The organism is Pseudomonas sp. GL_093, assembly GCF_057837605.1.
In genome coordinates this window covers 5,366,153-5,390,017 of sequence record NZ_CM174448.1, presented here as the reverse complement: position 1 = coordinate 5,390,017, position 23,865 = coordinate 5,366,153, and the positions used below count along the sequence as shown (strand labels likewise).

Genomic DNA, 23,865 nt, shown 5'->3' with positions numbered 1-23,865 from the left:
ATTGCGTTGTGGTGAAAGTCACAGCACCAAGGACATGAATGTACACTTGTGCACTGAAATTATTATTCAAGCCCCTTTTCGGGCCTGTTCGGGTGCCTAAGACTGCCGCACTTTCGCCTTTCACGCCAGTCGCAGATAGCCGAAAGGCCTGCACTACTGCACCCAGCGCTGCAGAATTTGCTGCAAATCTGTGCGTTTGAAGGGCTTGGCCAGGTAATCGTTCATTCCCGCCGATAAACAGGCTTCGCGATCACCCTGCAAGGCGTTGGCGGTCAGCGCGATGATCGGTAAGTCTGTGCAGCCGGGTAATTGACGAATCTGTCGGGTGGCCTCGTAGCCGTCGATGATCGGTAACCGGCAGTCCATCAGAATCGCTTCGAAAATCAGACTCTCGGCACTGCGTACTGCCTGGGCGCCATCGGTGACGACGCTGACAGTAAAGCCCAGACTGCGCAACATTGCTTCGATGACCGTCTGATTGACCGGATTGTCTTCCACCAGCAATACGTTGCGCCCTTCGCCATCACCGGTGCGGGTCTGCGCGCGCGGCGCCAACACGGGCAGCGTCTGTTTATAGAGCGCCAGCGGGATTTCCAGGGTGAACACCGAGCCGCGACCTTCCTCGCTCTGGGCGCGCAACGTGCCGCCCATGCGTTCAGCCAGCGTGCGAGCAATCGGCAGGCCCAACCCGGTGCCACCGTATCGCCTCGAAATAGAACTGTCGGCCTGCTGGAAGGCGTTGAACATCAATTCCAGGCTTTCAGCAGAGATACCAATTCCGCTGTCGCGCACGGTGCAGGTGAACCACAGCAGTTCGTGATCCAGCGACTGCCATTGCGGTTCGATGCTGACGCGGCCCTGTTCGGTGAATTTCAGCGCATTGCCGATCAGGTTGACCAGGATCTGCCGGATCCGCGTCGGGTCGCCCTGCACCTGCAACGCGCGCATGTCGTCCGGAATCGACAGCGCCAGGTCGAGCCCGCGTTGCATGGCGCTGTGCGAGAACGACTGGGCGCAACTGCCGATCAGGTCCGCGAGGTTGAACGGAATGTGCTCCAGCTCCAGTTCCGAACGCTCGATGCGCGAGAAATCGAGAATGTCGTTGATGACTTTGAGCAGGTGTTCGGTGGACTCCGAGGCAAGCGCCGCGTACTCGACCTGCTCCTCGGTCATCTCGGTGGTTTCCAGCAGTTGCAGCATGCCCAGCACGCCATTCATCGGCGTGCGCAGTTCATGGCTCATCATCGCAAGGAAATCGGATTTGGCGTTGTTGGCCTTTTCCGCTTCCTCGCGAGTCTGAATCAACTGCGCCATCGCTTGATGCTGTTCGCGACTGGCTTGTTCGAGCCCGTTGGCGAGGTTGTTGATGTGTTGCGACAACGCGCCCAGTTCAGTGTCGTCGACGATCGGCAGCGGCGTTTTGTAGTCGCCGTCCTGAATCGCCTTGACCGCGTTGCCGATGTCGCGGATCGGTTGCGACAGGCTGCCGGCCAGTCGCCGGGCGAGCAGAAAAGTAAACAGCAGGGCAAACAGCGCCAGGATCCCGGCCTTGAACAGGATTTCCTGCTGACGCTGGCTGAAGGCGTCATTGGACAGGCCGACGATCACCCGACCCAGATAATCCTCGGAGGGCGCCGTGTTGGCGACGCGGCTGCCTTGCAGGAAATCATTGTGCAGCGGGATGCGTTGCAGCCGCACCGGGGCCTGGAACACTTCGACCTGGTGCGAGCGGTTGTGGGTTTCCGACGGTTGCTCGACGTACACCAGAATCCGGTTGGCACTGTCCTGGACTTCCAGAAAGCGCACATTGGGCGTGGCCAGGGTGGCTTTGAGCAAACTGTCGAGCACCTCGTTGTTGCCCGAGATCACTCCGTATTCGGTGGCCGGTGCCAGTTGGTTGGCGATCAATTGCCCGGTGTGGTTGAGCTCCTGACGCAGGTCCTGGATCCGCACGAAGGTGAAGAAGCTGATCAACAGCAACGTCAGCAACAGGGCAGGGCCGAGGCTGATAATTTGTGTGCGGGTGTTGATGTCCCAACGGCGACGGAAGGTCATGGGCGGTTTTCTCCTTCGGCCAACTGTGTTGCGACAGACGCTTCGTTCATCTGTTCAATCCCTAATGAACGAGCCACTTGCGGGTTACTTAAGACTTTGAAGCGTTGCGGGTAGTGCGTGCGTGGCCACGTGGCCGGTGGCCGGTCGAGCAGTTCGTCGAGTATCGCCAGCCAATCGCTCTGATCGCTGTAGGTGCTGGCCAGGCTCCCGGCCCTGACGAACCCGGCGTTAGGGCCGATCAGCGCCAATTGCCGTGCATAGCTGCTGAGCAACAGGTTTTTCGCGGTTTTCGGGTTGTACAGATCGGGGTCGTCGAGGCCCAGCAACACGTCGCTGTTCTTCAGCAACGCCTGCAACGGCCGGCTGTCGTTGGTGTTATCCCAGCGCTCGGTGACCACTTCAAGGCCCAGGGCGTGGGCGGCCTGATGCAGTTCTTTCAAGAGAAATTCGCTGTGGCTGTCGAAGAGCACGCCGACCCGGTTGGCCTGAGGCAGCAGCAATCGGGTCAGGCGCAATTGTCGGTCCAGGGGCGGATCGCTCCAGAGCAGGCTGAGGTGCGGGGGCTGGGTGGCTCCCAGATGCTGACGGGCTTGCAGGCGGCTGATGCGCAGCACCAGCGTCGCCGGGCCCTGGGCGTCTTGCAGGCGCCAGTCGAGGCTCGGCAGGTCGAGCAGAATCAAACGGGTGCCGGCGGGCAGTTTGCCTGGCGCCGGCAGACTGGCCAGCGGCTGGAAGTGCACGTTATCGGCAGGCCGCAAAGTGCTCAGGGCCTGAGTGAAGGATTGCATGCCCGGGCTGTCCTCGGCGCCGGTCAGCAAAATGTCCGCGGCGCTGGCCTCCAGGCTGCTCAGCAGTCCGGCAAACACCAGGCACAACCCGGCCAGCAGGCGGCCAAGGATTGGCGTCTTGCGTGACGGGCGATACAGCATCTTAGAACGCCAGCTCCGCGCTGAAGTAAAGCACTCGGCGCTCGTCGTAGTTGTTGTCGACGAAGGTCGTGGGCTGGTTGTCGAGGCGTTGCTGGAGGACTCCGGCCAGTTCCAGGCTGGCCTTGCCCAGGCCGATGCGTTTGGCGATGCGCGTGTCGACCCGTTCGAAGCGGTAGCCGTTCAGGGCATCGTCACCATAGTAGAAGAGCGCGCTGTTCCAGCCATGGCCCCAGTTGCGCAGCCAACCGGCGGAACCGCTGTTTCGAGCGGTCTGTTGGGCATCCAACGGGTTGCTCGCCTCTGCATCGACGTAGGCATAGGTGAGGCGCAGGCGATCGGCGCTGCTGATTCGCCAGTCGAACTGGGTTTCTGCCCCGGAGAAACGCGAGCTGTTTGAGTTGCTGGCGATGTACTGATTGTTGCGCAGCGGTTCGCTGATCATCTCGGTGATTTCGTCGTAGAACAGCTTCACATCGACTGCCAGCCCGACTTCGGCAAAGTAGCCGTTGTAGCCCAGCTCCCGGGAACGCATGTGTTCCTGTTCGAGGTCGCCGGGGCCACGGGTCTTGACGAAATAACGGGCACTGGACTGGCCGTAGGCGCTGGGCCGCAAGTTCTTTACCTGATAGCTCCAGTTGACGTTGTTCTCGAACATGTCCGGTGAGCGGACGGCTTCCGAATACACCGCCCGCAGGCCATGGCGCGGGTTGATCAGGTAGTTGACCGCCACCCGCGGTGTGAGCGAACTGCCGATCAATTGCGTGTCTTCGAACATTGCGCCGCCTTGCAGCAACCAATGCTCGGTGGCTCGCCACTCGAGTTGGCCGAACGCCCGCCAGGTGGTGTCGTCGAGGGTGCCATTGAAGTAGGTCTCGGAATCTGCCCGGTCGTAACGATAGTTCATGCCGCTGACCAGTCGCAGACTGTCGGACAGGCTGAGGGTGTCCTGCAACTCAAGGTCGTAGCGCGATTCCCGGGTGCTCTGGTCAATATCGCCACAGAGGGTTTGCCGGGCGCCGTTTCGCCATTGATCCAGCACTTGATTGGCCAGTGCGCGCTGGGCCGGGTCACCTGCTGGCGCGCCGGGGCCGGTGTAGCGTTCCATGTTGCGTGCCAGGCGTTCGGTGTAATTCGGGTTGAGCTGCCAGAGTTCGGTCAATTGCGGGCTGAACGAGACCTCGGCATCGCAGGCCCGCCAGGTCTGCTGACGATCCCAGTGTTGCGCCGAGCCCTGGATGTAAAGGCTGTGATCGGGATTGATGTCGAGGTTCCAGCGCAGCGAGCCAGCGTAGTCCTTGGCGATGACGTCGGAATTGTTCCCGGCATCGGTAATCCCCGAGAAGACCGGGCGGTAGGTATACGGACGCTGGTTGCTCCCGTCCTTGGCATTCAATTGCCAGTCGATGCTCTGGTTTTCAGTGAGCGTCTGGCTGACCGCGAGGTTGAAACGGTTCAAGCGGCGGCTGTCGCGGTAGTCGGCGCCGTTACGGTCCGAGTCGAAGCCGTCGTCTTGTTGGCCGGACAGTGACAGGCGCAGGTCGCCGCCGTCCCAGCCCACGCCCTGGCTGGCGTAAAAGTCGTCGATACCGCGCTGCCCACGGGTGACTTTCATCCGCGTGCCGTGGCTGTCGGCCGGGTTGCGCGTGATGATGTTGACCACAGCCATCAGCGCATTGGCGCCATAGCTGACGGTGTTCGGGCCGCGAAAAACCTCGATGCGTTCGATGTCTTCCAGGGCCACCGGAATGTCACTCCAGTCCACCGTGGCCAGGCCGGCGCGGTACACCGAACGGCCGTCGATCAACACTTGCAGGCGTCGCGCTTCGGTCGCATTGGTGCCGTGATAGTTCACTGCCGCCTGGTTGCCGTTGATGTTGCCGACCATCATTCCCGGCACCAGTCGCAGCAACTCGCTGATGTCCCGGGCGCCACTGGCATTGATCAGTTCGCTGTCGATCACCGTCATGCTCCCCGGTACCGCGGCCGGCGACTGCTTGAGTCGCGTCGCGGTCAATACTTGCGGCAGCGGCTCACTGTCGAGGAACAAGTCGTCGGCAAGCAATGGCGAACTGAAAATCAGCGCCAGTACCAGCGGCGAGCGAGGTGATGGAGAGCCAAACGACACAACACATCCTTGATAGCGAACAATTGGCGCGCATGTTAACCGAGCGCAATGACTTTTCCAGTCACGTTGTGGGCATTTTCCTCGGTTTTCTTGGTCTTCTTCCTACAAGTGTCGGTAATTGATGCGGGGGCTGGCCGCCACTGGGCCGCTCCGTATAATGCCGACATCGCCACTGGTATGGATTAACGGATTGCATATGACTGAACAGCGCCCAATTGCGGTCCTGGGAGGCGGAAGTTTTGGTACCGCCGTGGCTAATCTGCTGGCCGAGAACGGGCATCAGGTCCGGCTGTGGATGCGTGACCCTGAGCAGGCCGAGGCCATTCGGGTCAATCGCGAGAACCCGCGTTACCTCAAAGGCATCAAGATTCTGCCGGCCGTGGAAGCGGTCACCGACCTGCTGGCCACTCTGCAAGCCTGCGACCTGTGCTTCGTCGCACTGCCGTCCAGCGCGCTGCGCTCGGTATTGATGCCGCACGCCGAACGTTTGAGCGGCAAGTTGCTGGTGAGCCTGACCAAAGGCATCGAAGCCCACACCTTCAAACTGATGAGCGAGATCCTCGAAGAGATCGCCCCGCAAGCGCGCATCGGCGTGCTGTCCGGGCCGAACCTGGCCCGTGAAATCGCCGAGCACGCGCTGACCGCCACGGTGGTCGCCAGCGAAGACGAAGAACTCTGCCAGCGGGTCCAGGAGGCGTTGCACGGCCGGACCTTTCGCGTGTACGCCAGCGCCGACCGCTTCGGCGTGGAGCTGGGCGGTGCGCTGAAAAACGTCTACGCAATCATCGCCGGCATGGCGGTGGCGCTGGGCATGGGCGAAAACACCAAGAGCATGCTGATCACCCGGGCACTGGCGGAAATGACCCGCTTTGCGGTGAATCAGGGCGCCAACCCGATGACCTTCCTCGGTTTGGCGGGCGTCGGCGATTTGATCGTCACCTGCTCGTCGCCGAAAAGCCGTAACTACCAGGTCGGGTTCGCCCTCGGCCAGGGCTTGAGCCTGGAAGACGCGGTGACGCGCCTGGGCGAAGTCGCCGAAGGGGTGAACACCCTCAAGGTGCTCAAGACCAAGGCTCAGGAGGTTGGCGTGTACATGCCGCTGGTCGCCGGGCTGCATGCCATTCTGTTCGAAGGGCGCACGCTGGAGCAGGTAATCGGTCTATTGATGCGTGCCGAGCCGAAAACCGACGTCGACTTTATTTCCACCAGCGGTTTCAACTGAGCACTCAATTGACAGGGGCAGGGAGCGAGACATGAACGATCCGAAAACAGAAGCCAAGTACGAATCCATCCTGCTGCGCGTGTTGTGGATGATCGTCTACGTGCTGGTCTGGCAAGTGGCGCAATTCATCCTCGGCGCCGTGGTGTTGGTTCAACTGATCTATCGTTTGATATATGGCGCCCCGAGCGCCAGCCTGATGAACTTCGGCGACAGCCTGAGCCAGTTCCTGGCGCAGATCGGTCGTTTCGGCAGCTTCCACAGCGACCAGAAACCGTGGCCGTTCGCCGACTGGCCGACGCCGCGTACACCGGAAGGTGAAGCGCCGCACGTTGTGGCGCCAGCCCCGCATCCGGCTCGAGATGAGGAACCGAAACTATGAAACTCTGGGTATTGCGTCATGGTGAAGCCGAGCCACACGGCAAGCGTCCTGATTCGGAGCGGGCACTGACTGCCCATGGTCGTGAAGAAGTGCTGCGCAGTGCCGCCGAGTTGGCCGGCAAGCCGCTGACCGCGATCTACGCCAGTCCTTACCTGCGAGCGCAGGAGACCGCAGAAATTGTGCGTACAGCGCTGAATTTCGCGCCGGAGATTCGCACCGTCGACTGGCTGACACCCGACAACCGCCCGCAAGCGGTGGCGGAGCAGTTGGTGTCTGTGGATCACGCGCTGCTGGTCAGTCATAACCCGCTGGTGGGTAACTTGCTGGGTTACCTTCAGCACGGCCATGTGCAGGACCCGGAAGCGGTCCGCACCGCCGGCCTTGCAGAACTTGAAGGTGATTTGCCGCTGGCCGGCGCAATGAAGCTCAACGGCATCAAGCACCCGTAAAATAGTCAACCGAGCAACTGCTTGGTTGGCTACGCTTGCTCCAGACCAGAAATAAAGGAGCGAGTCGCATGCCTGCTGCTTTTCGTTTGCCGCTGGACGTTTTCTACGAGCGTGAAGCGCGCCATCCCCGCCAGCGCTTTTTGGTCCAGCCCACGGGCGGCGGCCTGGTCGAAACGCTGACCTGGGAAGACGTCGGGCATCAGGCGCGCTGCGCCGCGCATTGGTTGCGCGCACGCGAATTGCCCCAAGGCAGCCACATCGCTCTTATCTCGAAAAACTGCGCGCACTGGATCATCGCCGACCTGGCGATCTGGATGGCCGGCCATGTGTCGGTGCCGCTCTACCCGAACCTCACCGCCGAGACCGTGGCCCAGGTCCTTGAACACTCCGAAGCGGCGCTGGCGTTCATCGGCAAACTTGATGACTGGCCTGGCATGTCTCGCGGGGTCAGCGCCGATCTGCCGACGATCAGCCTGCCGTTGCATCCACCCGGCACGTTCGATTTCAGCTGGGCCGACCTGCAAAAGAGCTCACCGATCCAGGACGATCCCAAGCCGTCCGCCGACCAGTTGGCGACCATCATTTACACCTCCGGCACCACCGGCGTGCCCAAAGGCGTGATGCACAGCTTCGCCAATCTGGGGTTTGCCACCACTCGCGGCACGCAGCTGTTTGACTTGAATGAGTCGGATCGGCTGCTGTCCTACCTGCCGCTGTGCCATGTCGCTGAGCGGATGTTCGTCGAACTGGCGTCGATCTACACCGGGCAAACGGTGTTTTTTGCCGAGAGCCTCGACACCTTCCTGACCGATTTGCGCCGCGCACGTCCAACCGCGCTGTTCGGCGTGCCGAGGATCTGGACCAAATTCCAGATGGGCGTGTACAGCAAGATCCCGGCAACGCGCCTCGACTTCCTGCTCGGTCTGCCGATCATCGGCAAGCGGGTCGGCCACAAAGTCCTGGCCGGGCTCGGGCTGGACGCCTTGCGCATCGCCTTGTCCGGCGCCGCGCCAGTGCCGCAGACCTTGCTGCTGTGGTACCGCAAGCTGGGGCTGGATGTGCTGGAGGTCTACGGCATGACCGAAAGCTGCGGCTATTCGCACGTTGGCCTGCCGGGCCAGAACAAACCCGGCTGGATCGGCAAACCCTGCCCGGAGGTCGAGGTGCGGATCGCCGAGTCGGGCGAGGTCATGGTGCGCAGCGGCGCGACCATGCTTGGGTATTTCAAGGAACCTGAGAAAACCGCCGAAACCATCACCGAGGACGGCTTCCTGCGCACCGGCGACAAGGGCGAGGAGGACGCCGAAGGCAACCTGCGCCTGACCGGGCGACTGAAGGAAATATTCAAGACCAGCAAAGGCAAATACATCGCCCCGGCACCGATCGAAAATCGTCTGGCGGAGCATTCGCGCATCGAACAGGTTTGCGTGGTGGGCGATGGCCTGAGTGCGCCGCTGGGGTTGTGCGTGCTCTCGGCGGTCGGTCAGCAGGACGCCAGCGGAACGGCGAGGGCGGGCCTGCATTCAAGCCTGGAAAAACTCCTGGAGGAGGTCAACGGCGTCCTCGACAAACACGAACGCTTGCGTCGATTGGTGGTGGTCAAGGACAGTTGGGCGGTGGAAAACGGCTTCCTGACGCCGACCCTGAAGATCAAGCGCAACGTGATCGAAGCCGCCTACGGTGCCCGTTTCGAAGAATGGAGCGAGCGCAGTGAAGCGGTGCTGTGGCAGGATTGAGTCACGAATAAAACCAACAAAGGATGTCAGCAATGAGCTTGTGGCGTACCCATCCCAACATTGAACAGTTGAACGCAATCCAGAAAAACACCATCGGCGAAGTGCTGGATATTCGCTTCGAAGCCTTCGACGAAGAGTCCCTGACTGCGAGCATGGTCATCGACCATCGCACTCACCAGCCTTACGGTTTGTTGCATGGCGGCGCCTCGGTGGTGCTGGCCGAAACGGTCGGCTCGATGGCCAGTTACCTGTGCATCGACGCCAGCAAGTTTTACTGCGTGGGCCTGGAAATCAACGCTAACCATTTGCGCGGCTTGCGCAGTGGGCGGGTCACGGCGGTGGCCAAGCCGATTCACATTGGCCGCACGACGCATGTCTGGGATATCCGGTTGACCAGCGATGAGGGGAAGGCGAGTTGTGTATCGCGGTTGACCATGGCGGTGGTGCCATTGGGTGAGAATCCGCCCGCCCGCTGATCACGGTCCCCTGTAGCAGCTGGCGAAGCCTGCGTTCGGCTGCGCAGCAGTCGTAAACCCTGCGACCTCAATCTTCCTGAACCACCGCAGTGAATGGTTTTACGACTGCTTCGCAGCCGAACGCAGGCTTCGCCAGCTGCTACATAGGACTTCATCAGATTTAAGTTTTTGCGACATAGCCATGACCGGACTGTCATCATTCCTGGCACTTACGGTCATTGCTGTAGGACGTCGTCTTACGGACAATCAATCCTTGTTTTCGTTGATGGATCACCGGTATGTCGCAACAGATATTTTTCGCCCACGCCAACGGCTTCCCCTCGGGCACCTATGGCAAGTTGTTCGCGGCGCTGGCGCCCGAGTATCAGGTGACGCATCTGCAGCAGCACGCCCACGACCCGCGTTTTCCGGCTGACGACAACTGGTACAACCTGGTCGACGAGCTGATTCATCACCTCAAGCAGCAACCGGAACCGGTGTGGGGCGTCGGCCATTCCTTCGGTGGCGTGCTGCATCTGCACGCAGCGTTGCGGTGTCCCGAGCTCTATCGCGGCGTGGTGATGCTTGATTCGCCGGTGCTGACCCGCGCTGATCAATGGGTGATTCGCGCCGCCAAACGTTTCGGTTTCATCGATCGCCTGACCCCGGCCGGCCGTACGTTGGGACGTCGGGAAGAATTCGCCGATCTGGAAGCCGCCCGACTCTATTTCGCTGGCAAAACCCTGTTTCGCAGTTTCGACCCGGAATGCTTCGACGCTTACCTGCAACACGGCTTGCACAAGGTGGGCGACAAGCTGCGCCTGCGCTTCGACCCGGCCACGGAAATCAGTATCTACCGCGGCGTGCCGCACACCAGTCCCGGCCGCACACGGCAACTGAAAGTGCCGCTGGCGGTGGTTCGCGGGCACAAGAGCCGGGTGGTGATGCGTCATCACGCAAGCCTCGTGGGGCGCTTGCCGCAGGGTGAGTCCCTGACCATGCCGGGCGGCCACATGTTTCCCCTCGAACGTCCCCAGGACACGGCCACGCTGCTGAAGAACCTGTTCAGCCGCTGGGAAGGTCGCCGCCAACAGGATTGCGCATGAACAATGTCGTTGAAGAAGTTCGCCTGAGCCTGCCGCATATCGAGTTGGCAGCGCACTTGTTCGGCCCCGAAGACGGCATGCCGGTAATCGCCTTGCATGGCTGGCTGGACAACGCCAACAGTTTCGCCCGGCTGGCACCGAAGCTCAAAGGCTTGCGCATTATCGCGCTGGACATGGCTGGTCACGGTCATTCCGGACATCGGCCGACCGGTGCCGGTTACGCACTGTGGGACTACGCCCATGACGTGCTGCAAGTGGCCGAGCAATTGGGCTGGAAGCGCTTTGGCCTGCTGGGGCATTCGATGGGCGCGATCGTTTCGCTGGTGCTGGCCGGTTCGTTGCCGGAGCGAGTGACCCATCTGGCGTTGATCGACGGCGTCATTCCTCCTACAGACAAAGGCGAAAACGCTGCCGAACGGATGGGCATGGCCCTGCAAGCGCAGCTGGATTTGCGGGAGAAGCGCAAACCGGTCTACAACACCCTCGACCGGGCCATCGAGGCGCGCATGAAAGGCTTGGTCGCTGTCAGTCGCGAAGCCGCAGAACTGCTGGCCCAACGTGGATTGATGCCGGTACCGGGCGGTTATACCTGGCGCACCGACAACCGCCTGACGTTACCGTCGCCGCTGCGTCTGACCACCGAACAGGCGATGGCCTTCGTCCAGCGGGTCAGTTGTCCTGCAAAATTGGTGGTGGCTGCCGACGGCATGCTCGCCAAACATCCCGAGCTGCTGGAACGTCTACCCTTTAGCCGTGAACAGCTGCCTGGCGGTCATCATTTGCACCTGAATGACGAACCCGGCGCCGACCTTGTCGCAGACTGTTTCAATCGGTTCTTCGCCGTTCCTTGACTTGCGCCGGGCAACTGTCGAGGCTGGGCGGGTTGAAATGGGAGACAACCATGATAGATCTCTACACCGCTGCGACCCCGAATGGCCACAAGGTCTCTATCGTGCTCGAGGAACTCGGCCTGCCCTACACGGTGCACGCCTTGAGTTTCGACAAAAAGGAACAGAAGTCCGAGGGCTTCCTCAAGATCAATCCCAATGGCCGGATTCCGGCGATTGTCGACCGCGCCAATGGCGATTTTGCCGTGTTTGAATCCGGCGCGATCCTGATTTACCTGGCTGAACTCAGCGGCAAACTGCTGCCAAAAGACCCCAAGGGGCGTTCAGTGGTCCTGCAATGGTTGATGTTCCAGATGGGTGGAATCGGCCCGATGCAGGGCCAGGCCAACGTGTTTTTCCGTTATTTCCCGGAGAAACTCCAAGGCGCCATTGATCGCTATCAACATGAAACCCGCCGCCTCTATGAAGTGCTCGACACGCGCCTGCAAGCCGTGGAGTTTCTGGCCGGTGAGTACAGCATTGCCGACATCGCCACTTTTCCGTGGGTTCGTGGCCATGAGTGGTCGGGTGTCGAAGTCGACGGTTTGCCGGCCTTGCAGCGCTGGATGGCAACCATGGAGGCGCGTCCGGCGGTACAGCGTGGTTTGCTGGTGCCTGAGCGTATCGATGACGCCAGTATCATCAAGGGTGCCCAGGCCATGCTGATCCGATGAGTCTATCCATGCGTTCACTCAATCTGCTGGCGCTGTGTTGTTTCAGTCCCCTGTTGTTTGCTGCCGATGTCCCGGGCAGTCAGGACCTGCCGATCGTGCCGCGTATGGCCGATGCGCAGATCGTTGACTATCGTCCGGTCGCCGAACTTGAGCGGATCTATCCACTGGGCTCGATCCGCAAAATCAGCGGCCAGTTGCGCTTTGACGGCCAGGTCGCTGCCCGGGGGCAAACCACTTCGGTGACCTACGAGTTGCCGCCGGAGCATTCCTCCACCGAGGCCTTCACCGCTGCTCGTGAAGCGTTGCAGAAGCAGGACGCCCAGTTGCTGTTCTGGTGCCAGGCCCGTGATTGCGGCGAAAGCAGTCTGTGGGCCAATGATGTCTTCGGCAATGCCAAGCTCTATGGCGCTGATGATCAGCAAGCCTTCTTGCTGTTGCGCCTGGCGGCCCCACAGGACAACACACTGGTGGCGCTTTACAGCATCACGCGTGGCAATCGCAAAGCGTATCTGCACGTCGAACAGTTTGACGCCGCCGCGCCGCTGGGCGATTTGCTGCCGACGTCTGCAACCTTGCTTCGAGAGCTCAAAAGCACCGGTGAGCTCGATTTCCCCAAACTGACCGGCGATCCTGACGATGCCTGGCTGCGCCTGATCTCTCGTGGGCTGAATCTGGACACCACGTTGCGGGTCAGTGTTTCGGGGCCGAAGGCCGAAGCCTGGCGTCAGGCACTGATCGGGCAGGGTGTGCGTACCGCCAGGATGGAAGCCGGCAGCGTCGACGGCGCTGGCTTGCACATCGAACTGTTGCGGTAAGCTTTATCAGGCGAGCGCAGACACTGCGTTCGCCTACTCTTTTGCGGACTGACTTTTTTCGAGATTTAGATGATCAATAACGATCGGCTGTTGGTGCAGATCCTGCTCCTGGTGCTGTTTGGCGCGAGCTTCTGGGTGATGGCGCCATTCTGGTCGGCGCTGTTCTGGGGCGCGGTGCTGGCGTTTGCCAGCTGGCCGCTGATGCGTTTGCTGACGCGTTTGCTCAATGGTCGCGAATCTCTGGCGGCCGCAGTGCTGACGCTGGGCTGGATGTTGCTGGTGGCGTTGCCGTTGGTCTGGCTGGGGTTCAACCTCGCGGACCATGTGCGCGATGCCACGGCGTTCATCAAGGATGTGCAGGTCGACGGGCTGCCGGAAGCGCCGATCTGGCTGGGCAGCATTCCCTTGGTGGGCGAGCGGTTGGTCGGGGTCTGGAACAGCATCGATCAGCAGGGCGCGGCGATGATGCTGGCGGTCAAACCTTACCTGGGCCAGGTCGGCAATTGGTTGCTGGCGCGCAGCGCGCAGATTGGTGGCGGGATTCTTGAGCTGACGTTGAGTATCGTCTTCGTGTTCTTTTTCTACCGTGACGGGCCGCGTCTGGCGGCGTTTGTTCACGGGTTGCTGGAACGTCTGATTGGTGACCGTGCCGGGTATTACATTGAATTGGTGGCGGGCACGGTGCAGCGGGTGGTGAACGGCGTGATCGGGACGGCGGCGGCCCAGGCGGTTCTGGCGTTGATCGGGTTTTTGATTGCCGGGGTGCCCGGGGCGCTGGTGCTGGGGATTGTCACGTTTTTGTTGAGCCTGATTCCGATGGGGCCGCCGCTGGTGTGGATTCCGGCCACGGCCTGGCTGGCCTGGAAGGGTGAGTACGGGATGGCGGTGTTTCTCGGGATTTGGGGGATGTTCATCATCAGTGGCGTCGACAACGTGCTCAAACCGTACCTGATCAGCCGGGGCGGGAATTTGCCGCTAGTGATTGTTCTGCTCGGGGTGTTTGGCGGGTTGATTGCCTTCGGGTTTATTGGCTTGTTCATCGGCCCGACGTTGTTGGCGGTGGCCTACAGCCTGCTGAACGACTGGAGCAAAAGTCAGGCTCGGGTTGAGGATCGCCGGCCCTGAGATTTTTGTTGGGGCTTAGGGCCCCTTCGCGGGCAAGTCGGATCGCCGCACCGCTCGCTCCTACGGTCATGCACTAAACCTGTAGGAGCGAGCGGTGCGGCGATCCGACTTGCCCGCGAAGCTTTTGACTCAGGTCGCGACGTTCAGGTACTTACCCACGGTCGCCACGTTGTCGAGCGAGTACTGCTTGCTCAGGTTGGCGATCATTTTGTTCAGGGCTTCGGTCACGCTCGACTGATCGGTGGAGCTGTCGGTGTTTCGCTCGCGGCCGACTTGCAACGCCGCGTTCAACTCGTCGCTGCTGACGCCGCCACTGCTGTCGCTATCCAGCACTTTGAGTAACGCGGCGCTGGTGTCGGTGCTGGTCGATGAGGTGCTGCTGGTCTGCAACGCGCTGGTCAGTTCGGTGGCGCTGACACTGCCGTCGCTGTCTGTATCGAGCTGGCTGAACAGTTCTTCGCTGGACACTGGTTGAGGGGGCGGCGGAGGCGGGGCGAGGCTGGCGGCGAGCTCGTCCTGGCTGACGGAGCCGTCTTCGTTCTTGTCCAGGGCCGAGAAAATTTCTGTGCTGTCGGCGCTGCTGCCGGCGCTGGCCAGGCCGTTGCTCAGTTCATCGCTGCTGATGGCGCCGTCACGGTCGGCGTCCAGAGCGCTGATCAGCGCGTCAGCCAGTTCGGTGTTCGGTGCCTGGTCCCGTGGCGGTGGCGGCGGAGGGGCCATCGCGGCCATTTCTTCACTGCTCAGGCTGCCGCTTTCGTCGCTGTCCAGGTCGGCGAAATTCTTGCTCAGGCTGACCAGCAGACCGTCGTCGGTTTTCTGCGAGAGGGCGCTCTTGAGTTCATCCTGATCCACCGCGCCGTCGCTGTTGCTGTCGAGTTTGGCGAGCAGATCTTTCTGAAACTGCTGACTGCGGGCGGTGTTGGTTGTGGTGCTGCTGGTGCTGGTATAGCTCGTGTAACTGCTGACGCTACCGATCATTGCGCTCACTCCTTGGAATGGATAGCCGGTGGGTGCACCGGCTTATGCAGCCTCAAGGGGCAAGTTGTCGTGGGTATGTGAGGTTTGTACCGAGCGGTACACAGAGCGGTGATCAAGATCGGGGCAGACGAATCACTGCTGTCAGGCCACCACCGGGCGTTTCTTCCAGGCTCAACTGCCCACCCAGGCGTTCGGCCGCCTCGCGGGCGATGGTCATGCCCAACCCTACGCCACCGGAGTTGCGGTTGCGCGATCCTTCCAGACGAAAGAACGGCTCGAACACGGCTTCACGTTTATCCGCCGCAATACCCGGCCCATGGTCGATGACCCGGATCACCAGGGTTTCGCGCGTGTCTTCAAGCGTAATCATGGCCTGCCCGGCATAACGCAGGGCATTGTCCAGCAGGTTGTTGATGCACGAACGCAAGGCCATCGGTTGCACTTGCAGCGGCGCGCAGTGACCGCTGGTGAGCACATCGGCGCCCTGGTCCTGGGCGTTTTCACTGAGGGATTCGACCAGCGCCTGCACGTCCATCCACTGCAGGGCCTCACTGGTGCGCTGCTCGTGCAGGTAGGTGAGCGTGGCGTCGAGCATGCCGATCATGTCGTCCAGATCCTGACGCATCTGGCCTTGCAGTTTGTTGTCGTCGATCTGCTCCAGCCGCAGCTTGAGCCGCGACAGCGGCGTGCGCAGGTCGTGGGAGACGGCGCCAAGCATCCGCGAGCGTTGCTGCACTTGTTCACGAATGCGTTGCTGCATCTTGTTGAAGGTGTGTGCCGCTTGCCGGGCTTCCCGTGGGCCGGACTCATCCAGAGGCGGGCTGTCGAGGTTTTCGCTCAGCCGCTCGGCGGCATCGCTCAGGCGCTGGATCGGCCGGCTCAGCAGTTTGGCGCCGTACCAGGCGGCGATGATCAGCGAGACCAGTTGAAAGGTCAGCGGTACCAACGGGCCGCCGAACCACGGCCGCGGTGGCCGATTTCCGAAGCGCGGGTCCATCGGCGGGCGCTGTCCGTCGAAGTTTTCGGAAAACCCCGGCGGCGGAGGGGGCGGCGGCGGGCCGTAATAGTGAAACCAGAAAAACGCCAACACGTGCGCCAGGATGATCGCCACCAGCAGCATGCCAAACAGGCGGCCGAAGAGCGTATCGAAGCGCGCACGCATCAGCCGATGTCTCGGGCGTCGAACAGGTAACCCTCACCGCGAACGGTCTTGATCAACTGCGGGGCTTTCGGGTCATCACCGAGTTTCTGGCGCAGGCGCGAGACCAGCAAGTCGATGCTGCGATCAAAGGCTTCGATCGAGCGACCGCGAGCGGCGTCCAGCAATTGTTCGCGGCTGAGTACCCGGCGCGGGCGTTCGATGAACACCCAGAGCAAACGGAACTCGGCGTTGGACAACGGCACCACAAGGCCATCGGCGGCGATCAACTGGCGCAGCACGCTGTTCAGGCGCCAGTTGTCGAAACGGATGTTGGCCCGCTGTTCAGTGCGATCGTCGCGTACCCGGCGCAGGATCGTCTGGATGCGCGCCACCAGTTCGCGAGGCTCGAACGGCTTGGCCATGTAGTCGTCGGCGCCCAGTTCCAGGCCGATGATCCGGTCGGTGGGTTCGCAGCGGGCGGTGAGCATCAGAATCGGGATGTCCGATTCGGCGCGTAGCCAGCGGCACAGCGACAAACCGTCTTCGCCGGGCAGCATCAGGTCGAGCACCACCACGTCGAAATGCTCCGCTTGCAGCGCCAGGCGCATCGCGGCGCCATCGGTGACGCCGCTGGCGTGAATGTTGAACCGGGCCAGATAGTCGATCATCAATTCGCGGATCGGGACGTCATCGTCGACGATCAGGGCGCGAATGCTCCAGCGTTTGTCATCACCGGGCGCTTTTTGATCGTCGTTCACAGGTGCGAGGAGGTTGTGCATGCGTGCGTTCATCTGCCAGGTAGGCTGCCAACCACAAAGATGGGCTGCGAGGTTGTGGTTTCAGCATAGGCGTCCGGCCCGGAGGCGGGAAGTGCTGTAGGACGTGTTGCGGCTGCCGAAGGTAACGTTGAAGGGTGTTGCAGGCGTGTCATGTGTGTATCTGACTCGACACAATGGGCACAAGGGCTAGTCTTGCTTGAGCCGCCTCGACGAATTACCGATCATCGGGTCCCGCAGAGGCGCTGGTTCCGCTACAATGCGCGCCGATTTCGACCTGCCTGAGAGCCCACTCATGTCCGCCTGCCAGACTCCTATCATCGTCGCCCTGGATTTCCCCACCCGTGACGCCGCACTGAAGCTGGCCGATCAGTTGGACCCGAAGCTGTGCCGGGTCAAAGTCGGTAAAGAACTGTTCACCAGCTGCGCTTCGGAAATCGTTGGCACCCTGCGTGACAAGGGTTTCGAAGTGTTCCTGGACCTCAAGTTCCATGACATCCCGAACACCACCGCCATGGCCGTCAAGGCGGCTGCGGAGATGGGCGTGTGGATGGTCAATGTGCACTGCTCCGGTGGTTTGCGCATGATGGCCGCGTGCCGCGAAGTGCTTGACCAGCGCACCGGTCCGAAACCACTGCTGATCGGCGTGACCGTGCTGACCAGCATGGAGCGTGAAGATCTGGCGGGTATTGGCCTGGATATCGAGCCGCAGGAGCAAGTGTTGCGCCTGGCCGCGTTGGCGGAAAAAGCCGGGATGGACGGTCTGGTGTGCTCGGCCCTGGAAGCCCAGGCCCTGAAATCGGCGCACCCGTCGCTGCAACTGGTGACCCCGGGGATTCGTCCGGCGGGCAGCGCCCAGGACGATCAGCGCCGCATTCTGACGCCTCGTCAGGCGCTGGATGCCGGTTCTGATTATCTGGTGATCGGCCGTCCGATCAGCCAGGCCGCGGATCCGGCCAAGGCGTTGGCAGCTGTAGTCGCCGAGCTCGCTTAACCAAACGCTGAAGATCCCATGTGGGAGCGGGCTTGCTCGCGAAGAGGGAGTTTCAGTCGACATCAATGTTGACTGACACTCCGCTTTCGCGAGCAAGCCCGCTCCCACATTAGTTTGTGGTGCATTGAAATATCGGGTTAAACCTTCAACACCAACTTCCCGAAATTCTCGCCGCTGAACAACTTCATCAGCGTCTCCGGGAACGTCTCCAGTCCTTCAACAATATCTTCCTTGCTTGTGAGCTGCCCCTTGGCCATCCAGCCGGCCATTTCCTGCCCGGCGGCGGCAAACTGCGCGGCATAGTCCATCACCACAAAACCTTCCATCCGCGCGCGGTTGACCAGCAGCGACAGGTAGTTGGCCGGGCCTTTGACCGCTTCCTTGTTGTTGTACTGGCTGATGGCGCCACAGATCACCACTCGCGCCTTCATGTTCAGGCGACTCAACACCGCGTCGAGGATATCGCCGCCGACGTTATCGAAATACACATCGACGCCTTTTGGACATTCGCGCTTGAGGCCGGCGTGGACGTCTTCGTTTTTGTAATCGATGGCACCGTCAAAACCCAGTTCGTCGATCAGGAACTGACACTTGTCCGCGCCCCCGGCAATGCCGACTACCCGGCAACCTTTGATCTTGGCGATCTGCCCGGCAATGCTGCCCACCGCACCGGCCGCGCCCGACAGCACCACGGTGTCGCCAGCCTTCGGCGCGCCGACATCGAGCAGGGCGAAATAAGCGGTCATCCCGGTCATGCCCAGCGCGGACAGATAGCGCGGCAGAGGCGCCAGTTTCGGATCGACCTTGTAGAAACCTCGTGGCTCGCCGAGGAAGTAATCCTGCACACCCAGGGCACCGTTGACGTAGTCCCCGACCGCGAAGCCCGGATTATTCGAGGCAACGACTTTGCCTACGCCCAATGCGCGCATCACTTCGCCGATACCGACCGGCGGAATGTAGGACTTGCCCTCGTTCATCCAGCCACGCATGGCCGGGTCCAGGGACAGGTATTCGTTTTTGACCAGGATCTGACCCGCAGCCGGTTCGCCGACCGGTACTTCTTGATAGGTGAAGGTCTCGCGGGTCGCCGCGCCCACCGGACGTTTGGCGAGCAGGAACTGGCGATTGGTCTGGGTAGTCATGACAGGCACTCAAGATGAATGAAGACTTGTTGATAGACCTTCATGAACGATGCCGCAAGTTTGGCTGATGCGGCGAATGCACATCGATCCAGTGCAGTGATAGTCGTGCCGGCGGTTTTATCACTGTCACTCATGGGCGCCCAACCGGCCTTCTGATAGTGCTGCCGTGCCGCAGGCCCTTGTGGCTAGATTGAGAACACGCGATCCCCGCATCTTCTCTTCGAGGACATAACAATGAGCATGACGTTTTCTGGCCAGGTCGCCGTTGTAACGGGCGCCGCCAATGGCATTGGCCGCGCGACTGCCCAGGCATTCGCCGCTGAAGGCTTGAAAGTGGTAGTGGCCGACCTGGACGTGGCGGGTGGTGAGGGCACGGTGGCGCTGATTCGTACCGCTGGCGGTGAAGCCACCTTCGTACGCTGCAACGTAACGCTGGAAAGCGAAGTAAAAAATCTGATGGACGAAGTGGTCAATACCTACGGCCGTCTCGACTATGCCTTCAACAACGCCGGCATCGAGATCGAGAAAGGCAAGTTGGCCGAAGGCACGGTCGATGAGTTCGACGCGATCATGGGCGTCAACGTCAAAGGCGTCTGGTTGTGCATGAAGTACCAGTTGCCGTTGCTGCTGGCCCAGGGCGGCGGTGCAATCGTCAACACCGCATCGGTAGCCGGCCTCGGGGCTGCGCCGAAGATGAGCATTTACGCGGCCTCGAAACATGCGGTGATTGGCCTGACCAAGTCGGCAGCCATCGAATACGCCAAGAAGAAGATTCGCGTGAATGCGGTGTGTCCGGCGGTGATCGACACCGACATGTTCCGCCGTGCCTATGAAGCCGACCCAAAGAAAGGCGAGTTCGCCAATGCCATGCACCCGGTCGGACGCATCGGCAAGGTCGAGGAAATCGCCAGTGCGGTGCTGTACCTGTGCAGCGACGGCGCAGCGTTCACCACGGGGCATTCACTGGCGGTGGACGGTGGCGTGACAGCGTTCTGAATCCAGGCCGTGAAACGTAGGAAAAAACCCGCATTTGTGCGGGTTTTTTTTCGGTTCCTTAAAGGTGCCGGACAATGTGTTTCAAATGGTTAGAACCGACGGTTTTAGCGGCGTTGTCGCACAGCTGATTGACCGTTCCTGTGATTAACTGTTTCCCGCAAAACGGACAGGAGTTTGCTTGCTCATGGAGTTGAGAATCGATCGACAGGCATTGGTGCCGGTCGTACAGCAAATCGTCGACGCGCTAGCCTGCTGGCTTTGCCGTGGCGAGGTGCCACCGGGGACGCGTTTGCCTTCCGTGCGGCAAATCGCCCGGATCAATTTGCTCAGTCAGTCCAGCGTCGTTGAGGCCTGTGAGCGTCTGGTGGCTCAAGGGGTGCTGGCGTCGCGTCATGGCGCCGGTTTCATTGTCGCCACGCCAGCGCTGGCCGCTCAGGGGCAACAGGATTGCTCCAGGTTCGAGGGGGCAGAACCGAAGCAGGGCGGCACTTCGGGCGAACTCAAGCTGGGGTGTGGCGGACTGCCCGAGAGCTGGCGCGAAACTGACGACCTGAGCTACGCGATCCGTCAGGTCAGTCGCACCGACATGAGCGGCCTATTCAACTACAGCACGCCGCTGGGCCTGCCAGCCTTGCGCCAGCAGATCCAAAAACGGCTGAAACAGCTCGATATCCTGGTGGAGGAAAGCCAGATCCTGACAACGGCGGGGGCCAGTCAGGGGCTGGACCTGATCGTGCGGACCTTGTTCAAGCCGGGTGATTGCGTGGTGGTGGAGAATCCCGGTTATTCCTTGCTGTTCGATTTGCTCAGACTGCACGGTGTCAGCATGATCGAGGTGCCGCGAACCCCGCACGGTCCGGACGTTGAAGCGCTTGAGGCACTGTTGGTTAAATACAGGCCCTGCGGGATCTTTATCAATAGCTTCTATCACAACCCCACTGGCAGCAGCCTGGCGCCAGCAGTGGCGCAGCGGGTTGTGCAACTCGCCAAAACCTATGGCCTTCTGGTCATCGAGGATGACGTCTATGCCGATTTGTACAGCGGCCCCGGTACGCGCCTCGCTGCGTTGGGTATCGATGACAACGTGATCTACGTCGGCAGCTACTCCAAAACCCTCAGCAGTTCATTGCGGGTCGGTTTTGTAGTGGCCAGCGCCGGGGTTATTTCGCGGCTGGCCGAAGTCAAGATGATCAGCAGCATGGGCGCTTCACGGTTTTGCGAGTCGGTGCTGGCAAGCCTTTTAGCCAGCGGTGCCTACCGCAAATTGGTCCAGCGCCAGCGCCAGCGTTTGAGCAATGACAGGGAGGCTGCGTTGCAAGTGCTTGAAGACGCCGAATGGGAGGTGTTCGGCAAGCCGGTCGGAGGCCTGTTCATCTGGGCGCGATCGCGGATGTCCGACTACGCTCAGGTGCGCAAACAAGCTCAGCGCTTCGGTGTCCTGCTGTCTTCTGCGACGGCATTCAGTCCCACCGCAGAGGCCAGTGACTGGCAGCGTATCAATGTGGCCTATGCCTGTGATCCGCGAGCCCGGGCGTTTTTTCAGGCCACCGCTCTGGATCGACCTCAAGCGTTCTGAAAACGACGGAAGCGTAGCTTTTTGCCATTATTCAGACGCCAGAGACTTGTGTTGATACAGACCCGTTGCGAATCTGCGTCAACAGACTATGTCAGGGGACTAAGTGCAATGATTTCGGCCGTGCAAGGACGTTTTGCCAACCTCGGTATGGCGAAAAAACTGGGTGTCGGGTTTGTACTGGTGCTGCTGTTGACAGCCTTGGTGGCGGCCATCGGCGTATGGTCCCTGCAAACCATCAGCCAGCGCTTCGACGGGCTCAAGCAGATGTCGTCGCTCAACAGCGGTTTGCTCAAGGTGAGACTGCTCGAGCAGGAATACGCCTTGCACGGCAACCCGAAAACCGCTGACGCGCTGCGCGAGGGCGTTGACGGCCTGCTCGCTCTGGCAACCCAACTGAAAGCGGCTTCTGCGGCCAACGTGCCGGTGATGAATGACGTCGAGCAGTCCTTGGGGGCTTACCGCAAGGCCTTTGACGAGTTCGTCTCGCTCAGCCAGGCCAAGGACCTGGCACTGGAGATGGCCAGTTGGTCGGTGTCCAGCGTGGCCAATAACCTCGACGTGCTGCAGGCCGGGCTGGCCGATGACGGCGCTTATACCTTGAAGGAATCCGAAGGCAAGGATGGTGGGCAGTTTCTCGAACAGGCCAGTCAGGTCAGCCAGGTGTCGCGGTTGATGTTGCAAGCCATGAACGAAGCGCGTGTGCGCCTGGACCTGAGCCGCAAGGGCGACGACAGCGCAGGGCAGGGCAAGATCGAGCAGGCCGACCAGGCACTGACCCAGGCCGAGCAGCTGAAAACCACGGTCAAGGATGAGGGTTACCAGACGGTCCTCAATGAAGTCGTCGGACACATTGGCGGATTCAGTGAAAAACTCGCCGAGTACACCGGCCTGCTGGCGCAGGAAAAAACCGTCTATGAGCAACTCCATCAGCGCGCCGCCCAGGTGGTGGAGCGGGTGGATCAGGCCTATGTCGCCGAAGATCGGTCGATGCAGGCGGAGCTGAAAAAGAACTCGCTGCTGATCATCGGTTCCTCGGCGCTGGCACTGCTGGTCGGGCTGATTGCGTCCTGGGTGATTACCCGGTTGATCGTGGCACCGCTGCGCAGTGTGATCCGTGTTGCTCAACAGATTGCCTCTGGCGATTTGAGTGCGACGGTTGAAGTGACCCGTCGTGATGAGATCGGGCAGCTGATGCAGGCCATGCAGCAGATGGGCGCGGGGCTTAGCAGTATTGTCAGCGGTTTGCAGGCGGGTATCGAGCAGTTGGCCAGTTCAGCGCAGTCGCTGTCGGCGGTGACCGAGCAGACCAATCTTGAAGTCAGCAGCCAGAAGGAAGAGACCGAACAGGTTGCTACCGCGATGAATCAGATGACCGCCACCGTGCACGACGTTGCGCGTAACGCGGAGGAGGCCGCTCAGGCGGCGCAGACGGCGGACGGCAAGGTTGAAAGTGGTCAGCAGGTGGTGCGCCAGAGTATGGCGCGGATCGAACAGTTGGCGGATTCAGCCACCTCGGCCAGTTCGAGCATCGAAAGTTTGAGTGCGGAAATCCAGAACATCGGTACGGTACTGAGCGTCATCAAGAGTGTGGCCGAGCAGACAAACCTGCTGGCCCTCAACGCCGCGATCGAGGCGGCTCGAGCCGGCGAGCAGGGCAGGGGCTTTGCGGTGGTGGCCGATGAAGTGCGGGCCCTGGCCAAGCGTACTCAGCAATCGACCGAGGAGATTGAACGGCTGGTGAGTGCCTTGCGCTCGGCGGCTCAGTCTTCTGTCCAGCAGATTCAGAACAGTGGCGAGCTGGTGAAGCTGGCGGTGAGTGATGCGTTGCAGACGGAGAGTGCGCTGGGGAGTATTGCGGCGGCAGTGTCTTTGATTCAGCAGATGAACCAGCAGATCGCAGCGGCTGCCGAGGAGCAGAGTTCAGTGGCCGAGGAGATTAACCGCAGTGTCACGAGTATTCGGGCCAGTGCGGATCAGTCTTCGTTGGCGATGCAGGGGAATGCGGCTTCCAGTATTGAGTTGGCGCAGTTGGGGATTGAGTTGAAGGGGATGGTAGGGCACTTTCGGCTCTGAGGCGTACACCGATCAACTGTGGGAGCCGGGCTTGTCGGGTCGCCGCATCGCCGCGATGACGGCCTGAAAGCCGACTAATCCCTTGCGGTTGTGCATCGTCCAACTGTGGGAGCGAGCCTGCTCGCGAAGGCGGCCTGATAGTCGACCTTTCTGTCCTGGCTGTACCCGCCCATCAAACTCAACGCAAAAAAAAGCCACCTGTTCAGGTGGCTCTCTTTTCTACTTTCTCTGA

Annotated in this window: 22 protein-coding genes and 1 pseudogene; 15 read left to right on the top strand and 8 right to left on the bottom strand. The window is 60.9% G+C overall.

What is annotated here, in order from left to right; genetic code table 11:
* Positions 1-153 precede the first annotated feature (153 nt).
* From AC3IUE_RS24845 to AC3IUE_RS24835, 3 genes are read right to left on the bottom strand one after another with little or no spacing between them, the layout of a single operon-like run.
* On the bottom strand, positions 154-2,055 hold the full coding sequence (locus AC3IUE_RS24845) for an ATP-binding protein (protein ID WP_489264073.1): 1,902 nt from the start codon (positions 2,053-2,055) through the stop codon (positions 154-156).
* Positions 2,052-2,984, bottom strand: coding sequence for an ABC transporter substrate-binding protein (locus AC3IUE_RS24840; protein ID WP_489264071.1), 933 nt, complete (start codon positions 2,982-2,984; stop codon positions 2,052-2,054). Before AC3IUE_RS24840 ends, AC3IUE_RS24845 begins: the two co-directional genes overlap by 4 nt.
* Before the next feature lies 1 nt (position 2,985).
* Positions 2,986-5,109: a TonB-dependent receptor plug domain-containing protein gene (locus tag AC3IUE_RS24835; protein WP_489264070.1), complete on the bottom strand. Its 2,124-nt coding sequence runs from the start codon at positions 5,107-5,109 to the stop codon at positions 2,986-2,988.
* Positions 5,110-5,305: 196 nt separating this feature from the next.
* Between AC3IUE_RS24835 and AC3IUE_RS24830 the strand changes: the two genes are divergently transcribed.
* From AC3IUE_RS24830 to AC3IUE_RS24785, 10 genes are all read left to right on the top strand, one after another.
* Positions 5,306-6,331: an NAD(P)H-dependent glycerol-3-phosphate dehydrogenase gene (locus AC3IUE_RS24830; RefSeq protein WP_056743259.1), complete on the top strand. Its 1,026-nt coding sequence runs from the start codon at positions 5,306-5,308 to the stop codon at positions 6,329-6,331.
* A gap of 31 nt (positions 6,332-6,362) precedes the next feature.
* Positions 6,363-6,710, top strand: coding sequence for a DUF4389 domain-containing protein (locus tag AC3IUE_RS24825; RefSeq protein ID WP_007957804.1), 348 nt, complete (start codon positions 6,363-6,365; stop codon positions 6,708-6,710).
* On the top strand, positions 6,707-7,159 hold the full coding sequence (gene sixA / locus AC3IUE_RS24820; protein ID WP_461999546.1) for a phosphohistidine phosphatase SixA: 453 nt from the start codon (positions 6,707-6,709) through the stop codon (positions 7,157-7,159). Before AC3IUE_RS24825 ends, sixA begins: the two co-directional genes overlap by 4 nt.
* A 68-nt stretch (positions 7,160-7,227) precedes the next feature.
* Entirely contained in the window at positions 7,228-8,895 is a 1,668-nt protein-coding gene (locus AC3IUE_RS24815; protein ID WP_489264067.1) for an AMP-binding protein, read from the top strand.
* Positions 8,896-8,927: 32 nt separating this feature from the next.
* Complete coding sequence (locus AC3IUE_RS24810; RefSeq protein WP_192411040.1) at positions 8,928-9,371, top strand: hotdog fold thioesterase; 444 nt, start codon at positions 8,928-8,930, stop codon at positions 9,369-9,371.
* 278 nt (positions 9,372-9,649) lie between these two features.
* A complete protein-coding gene (locus AC3IUE_RS24805) occupies positions 9,650-10,456 on the top strand; it encodes an alpha/beta fold hydrolase (RefSeq protein ID WP_046046471.1) in 807 nt (268 codons plus the stop codon).
* Positions 10,453-11,307: an alpha/beta hydrolase gene (locus tag AC3IUE_RS24800; RefSeq protein WP_489264065.1), complete on the top strand. Its 855-nt coding sequence runs from the start codon at positions 10,453-10,455 to the stop codon at positions 11,305-11,307. The genes AC3IUE_RS24805 and AC3IUE_RS24800 overlap by 4 nt, the downstream gene beginning before the upstream one ends.
* Before the next feature lie 50 nt (positions 11,308-11,357).
* On the top strand, positions 11,358-12,017 hold the full coding sequence (locus tag AC3IUE_RS24795; RefSeq protein ID WP_150657102.1) for a glutathione S-transferase family protein: 660 nt from the start codon (positions 11,358-11,360) through the stop codon (positions 12,015-12,017).
* 8 nt (positions 12,018-12,025) lie between these two features.
* The gene (locus tag AC3IUE_RS24790) at positions 12,026-12,832 is read left to right on the top strand and encodes a DUF4892 domain-containing protein (RefSeq protein WP_056745053.1); all 807 of its coding nucleotides are present in this window, start codon (positions 12,026-12,028) and stop codon (positions 12,830-12,832) included.
* A gap of 69 nt (positions 12,833-12,901) precedes the next feature.
* Positions 12,902-13,957, top strand: coding sequence for an AI-2E family transporter (locus tag AC3IUE_RS24785; protein WP_056745051.1), 1,056 nt, complete (start codon positions 12,902-12,904; stop codon positions 13,955-13,957).
* A 129-nt stretch (positions 13,958-14,086) separates the two neighbouring features.
* On the opposite strand, the gene xopAW is transcribed toward AC3IUE_RS24785, so the two are convergent.
* From xopAW to AC3IUE_RS24770, 3 genes are all read right to left on the bottom strand, one after another.
* Positions 14,087-14,935, bottom strand: a complete 849-nt coding sequence (xopAW, locus tag AC3IUE_RS24780) for a XopAW family type III secretion system calcium-binding effector (RefSeq protein ID WP_489264063.1) — start codon at positions 14,933-14,935, stop codon at positions 14,087-14,089.
* Between the two features lie 112 nt (positions 14,936-15,047).
* The gene (locus tag AC3IUE_RS24775) at positions 15,048-16,097 is read right to left on the bottom strand and encodes a sensor histidine kinase (RefSeq protein WP_461999540.1); all 1,050 of its coding nucleotides are present in this window, start codon (positions 16,095-16,097) and stop codon (positions 15,048-15,050) included.
* Positions 16,097-16,855, bottom strand: coding sequence for a response regulator (locus AC3IUE_RS24770; protein WP_046046464.1), 759 nt, complete (start codon positions 16,853-16,855; stop codon positions 16,097-16,099). Before AC3IUE_RS24770 ends, AC3IUE_RS24775 begins: the two co-directional genes overlap by 1 nt.
* 292 nt (positions 16,856-17,147) lie before the next feature.
* Between AC3IUE_RS24770 and pyrF the strand changes: the two genes are divergently transcribed.
* Positions 17,148-17,846: an orotidine-5'-phosphate decarboxylase gene (pyrF, locus tag AC3IUE_RS24765; protein WP_008148060.1), complete on the top strand. Its 699-nt coding sequence runs from the start codon at positions 17,148-17,150 to the stop codon at positions 17,844-17,846.
* Between the two features lie 137 nt (positions 17,847-17,983).
* On the opposite strand, the gene AC3IUE_RS24760 is transcribed toward pyrF, so the two are convergent.
* Positions 17,984-18,988, bottom strand: coding sequence for an NADP-dependent oxidoreductase (locus AC3IUE_RS24760; protein WP_056742714.1), 1,005 nt, complete (start codon positions 18,986-18,988; stop codon positions 17,984-17,986).
* Positions 18,985-19,122, bottom strand: a complete 138-nt coding sequence (locus AC3IUE_RS24755; protein ID WP_236713303.1) for a hypothetical protein — start codon at positions 19,120-19,122, stop codon at positions 18,985-18,987. The genes AC3IUE_RS24760 and AC3IUE_RS24755 overlap by 4 nt, the downstream gene beginning before the upstream one ends.
* 100 nt (positions 19,123-19,222) lie before the next feature.
* Here AC3IUE_RS24755 and AC3IUE_RS24750 point away from each other — a divergent pair, with 100 nt between their 5' ends.
* From AC3IUE_RS24750 to AC3IUE_RS24735, 4 genes and pseudogenes are all read left to right on the top strand, one after another.
* A complete protein-coding gene (locus tag AC3IUE_RS24750) occupies positions 19,223-19,984 on the top strand; it encodes an SDR family oxidoreductase (RefSeq protein WP_461999538.1) in 762 nt (253 codons plus the stop codon).
* Between the two features lie 184 nt (positions 19,985-20,168).
* Entirely contained in the window at positions 20,169-21,560 is a 1,392-nt protein-coding gene (locus AC3IUE_RS24745; protein WP_489264059.1) for an aminotransferase-like domain-containing protein, read from the top strand.
* 108 nt (positions 21,561-21,668) lie between these two features.
* Positions 21,669-22,772: pseudogene (locus tag AC3IUE_RS24740) on the top strand (HAMP domain-containing protein); the annotation flags it as partial.
* Positions 22,752-23,633: a methyl-accepting chemotaxis protein gene (locus tag AC3IUE_RS24735; RefSeq protein ID WP_443200786.1), complete on the top strand. Its 882-nt coding sequence runs from the start codon at positions 22,752-22,754 to the stop codon at positions 23,631-23,633. The pseudogene AC3IUE_RS24740 and the gene AC3IUE_RS24735, both read left to right, overlap by 21 nt.
* Positions 23,634-23,865: the final 232 nt, after the last annotated feature.

What these genes read in the sequence shown, in the direction of transcription:
- AC3IUE_RS24845 (WP_489264073.1), bottom strand. Translation starts at nt 2,055, where the DNA reads ATGACCTTCCGTCGCCGTTGGGACATCAACACCCGCACACAAATTATC.
- AC3IUE_RS24840 (WP_489264071.1), bottom strand. Translation starts at nt 2,984, where the DNA reads ATGCTGTATCGCCCGTCACGCAAGACGCCAATCCTTGGCCGCCTGCTG.
- AC3IUE_RS24830 (WP_056743259.1), top strand. Translation starts at nt 5,306, where the DNA reads ATGACTGAACAGCGCCCAATTGCGGTCCTGGGAGGCGGAAGTTTTGGT.
- AC3IUE_RS24825 (WP_007957804.1), top strand. Translation starts at nt 6,363, where the DNA reads ATGAACGATCCGAAAACAGAAGCCAAGTACGAATCCATCCTGCTGCGC.
- sixA (WP_461999546.1), top strand. Translation starts at nt 6,707, where the DNA reads ATGAAACTCTGGGTATTGCGTCATGGTGAAGCCGAGCCACACGGCAAG.
- AC3IUE_RS24815 (WP_489264067.1), top strand. Translation starts at nt 7,228, where the DNA reads ATGCCTGCTGCTTTTCGTTTGCCGCTGGACGTTTTCTACGAGCGTGAA.
- AC3IUE_RS24810 (WP_192411040.1), top strand. Translation starts at nt 8,928, where the DNA reads ATGAGCTTGTGGCGTACCCATCCCAACATTGAACAGTTGAACGCAATC.
- AC3IUE_RS24805 (WP_046046471.1), top strand. Translation starts at nt 9,650, where the DNA reads ATGTCGCAACAGATATTTTTCGCCCACGCCAACGGCTTCCCCTCGGGC.
- AC3IUE_RS24800 (WP_489264065.1), top strand. Translation starts at nt 10,453, where the DNA reads ATGAACAATGTCGTTGAAGAAGTTCGCCTGAGCCTGCCGCATATCGAG.
- AC3IUE_RS24795 (WP_150657102.1), top strand. Translation starts at nt 11,358, where the DNA reads ATGATAGATCTCTACACCGCTGCGACCCCGAATGGCCACAAGGTCTCT.
- AC3IUE_RS24790 (WP_056745053.1), top strand. Translation starts at nt 12,026, where the DNA reads ATGCGTTCACTCAATCTGCTGGCGCTGTGTTGTTTCAGTCCCCTGTTG.
- AC3IUE_RS24785 (WP_056745051.1), top strand. Translation starts at nt 12,902, where the DNA reads ATGATCAATAACGATCGGCTGTTGGTGCAGATCCTGCTCCTGGTGCTG.
- xopAW (WP_489264063.1), bottom strand. Translation starts at nt 14,935, where the DNA reads ATGATCGGTAGCGTCAGCAGTTACACGAGCTATACCAGCACCAGCAGC.
- AC3IUE_RS24775 (WP_461999540.1), bottom strand. Translation starts at nt 16,097, where the DNA reads ATGCGTGCGCGCTTCGATACGCTCTTCGGCCGCCTGTTTGGCATGCTG.
- AC3IUE_RS24770 (WP_046046464.1), bottom strand. Translation starts at nt 16,855, where the DNA reads ATGCACAACCTCCTCGCACCTGTGAACGACGATCAAAAAGCGCCCGGT.
- pyrF (WP_008148060.1), top strand. Translation starts at nt 17,148, where the DNA reads ATGTCCGCCTGCCAGACTCCTATCATCGTCGCCCTGGATTTCCCCACC.
- AC3IUE_RS24760 (WP_056742714.1), bottom strand. Translation starts at nt 18,988, where the DNA reads ATGACTACCCAGACCAATCGCCAGTTCCTGCTCGCCAAACGTCCGGTG.
- AC3IUE_RS24755 (WP_236713303.1), bottom strand. Translation starts at nt 19,122, where the DNA reads ATGAGTGACAGTGATAAAACCGCCGGCACGACTATCACTGCACTGGAT.
- AC3IUE_RS24750 (WP_461999538.1), top strand. Translation starts at nt 19,223, where the DNA reads ATGAGCATGACGTTTTCTGGCCAGGTCGCCGTTGTAACGGGCGCCGCC.
- AC3IUE_RS24745 (WP_489264059.1), top strand. Translation starts at nt 20,169, where the DNA reads ATGGAGTTGAGAATCGATCGACAGGCATTGGTGCCGGTCGTACAGCAA.
- AC3IUE_RS24735 (WP_443200786.1), top strand. Translation starts at nt 22,752, where the DNA reads ATGCAGGCCATGCAGCAGATGGGCGCGGGGCTTAGCAGTATTGTCAGC.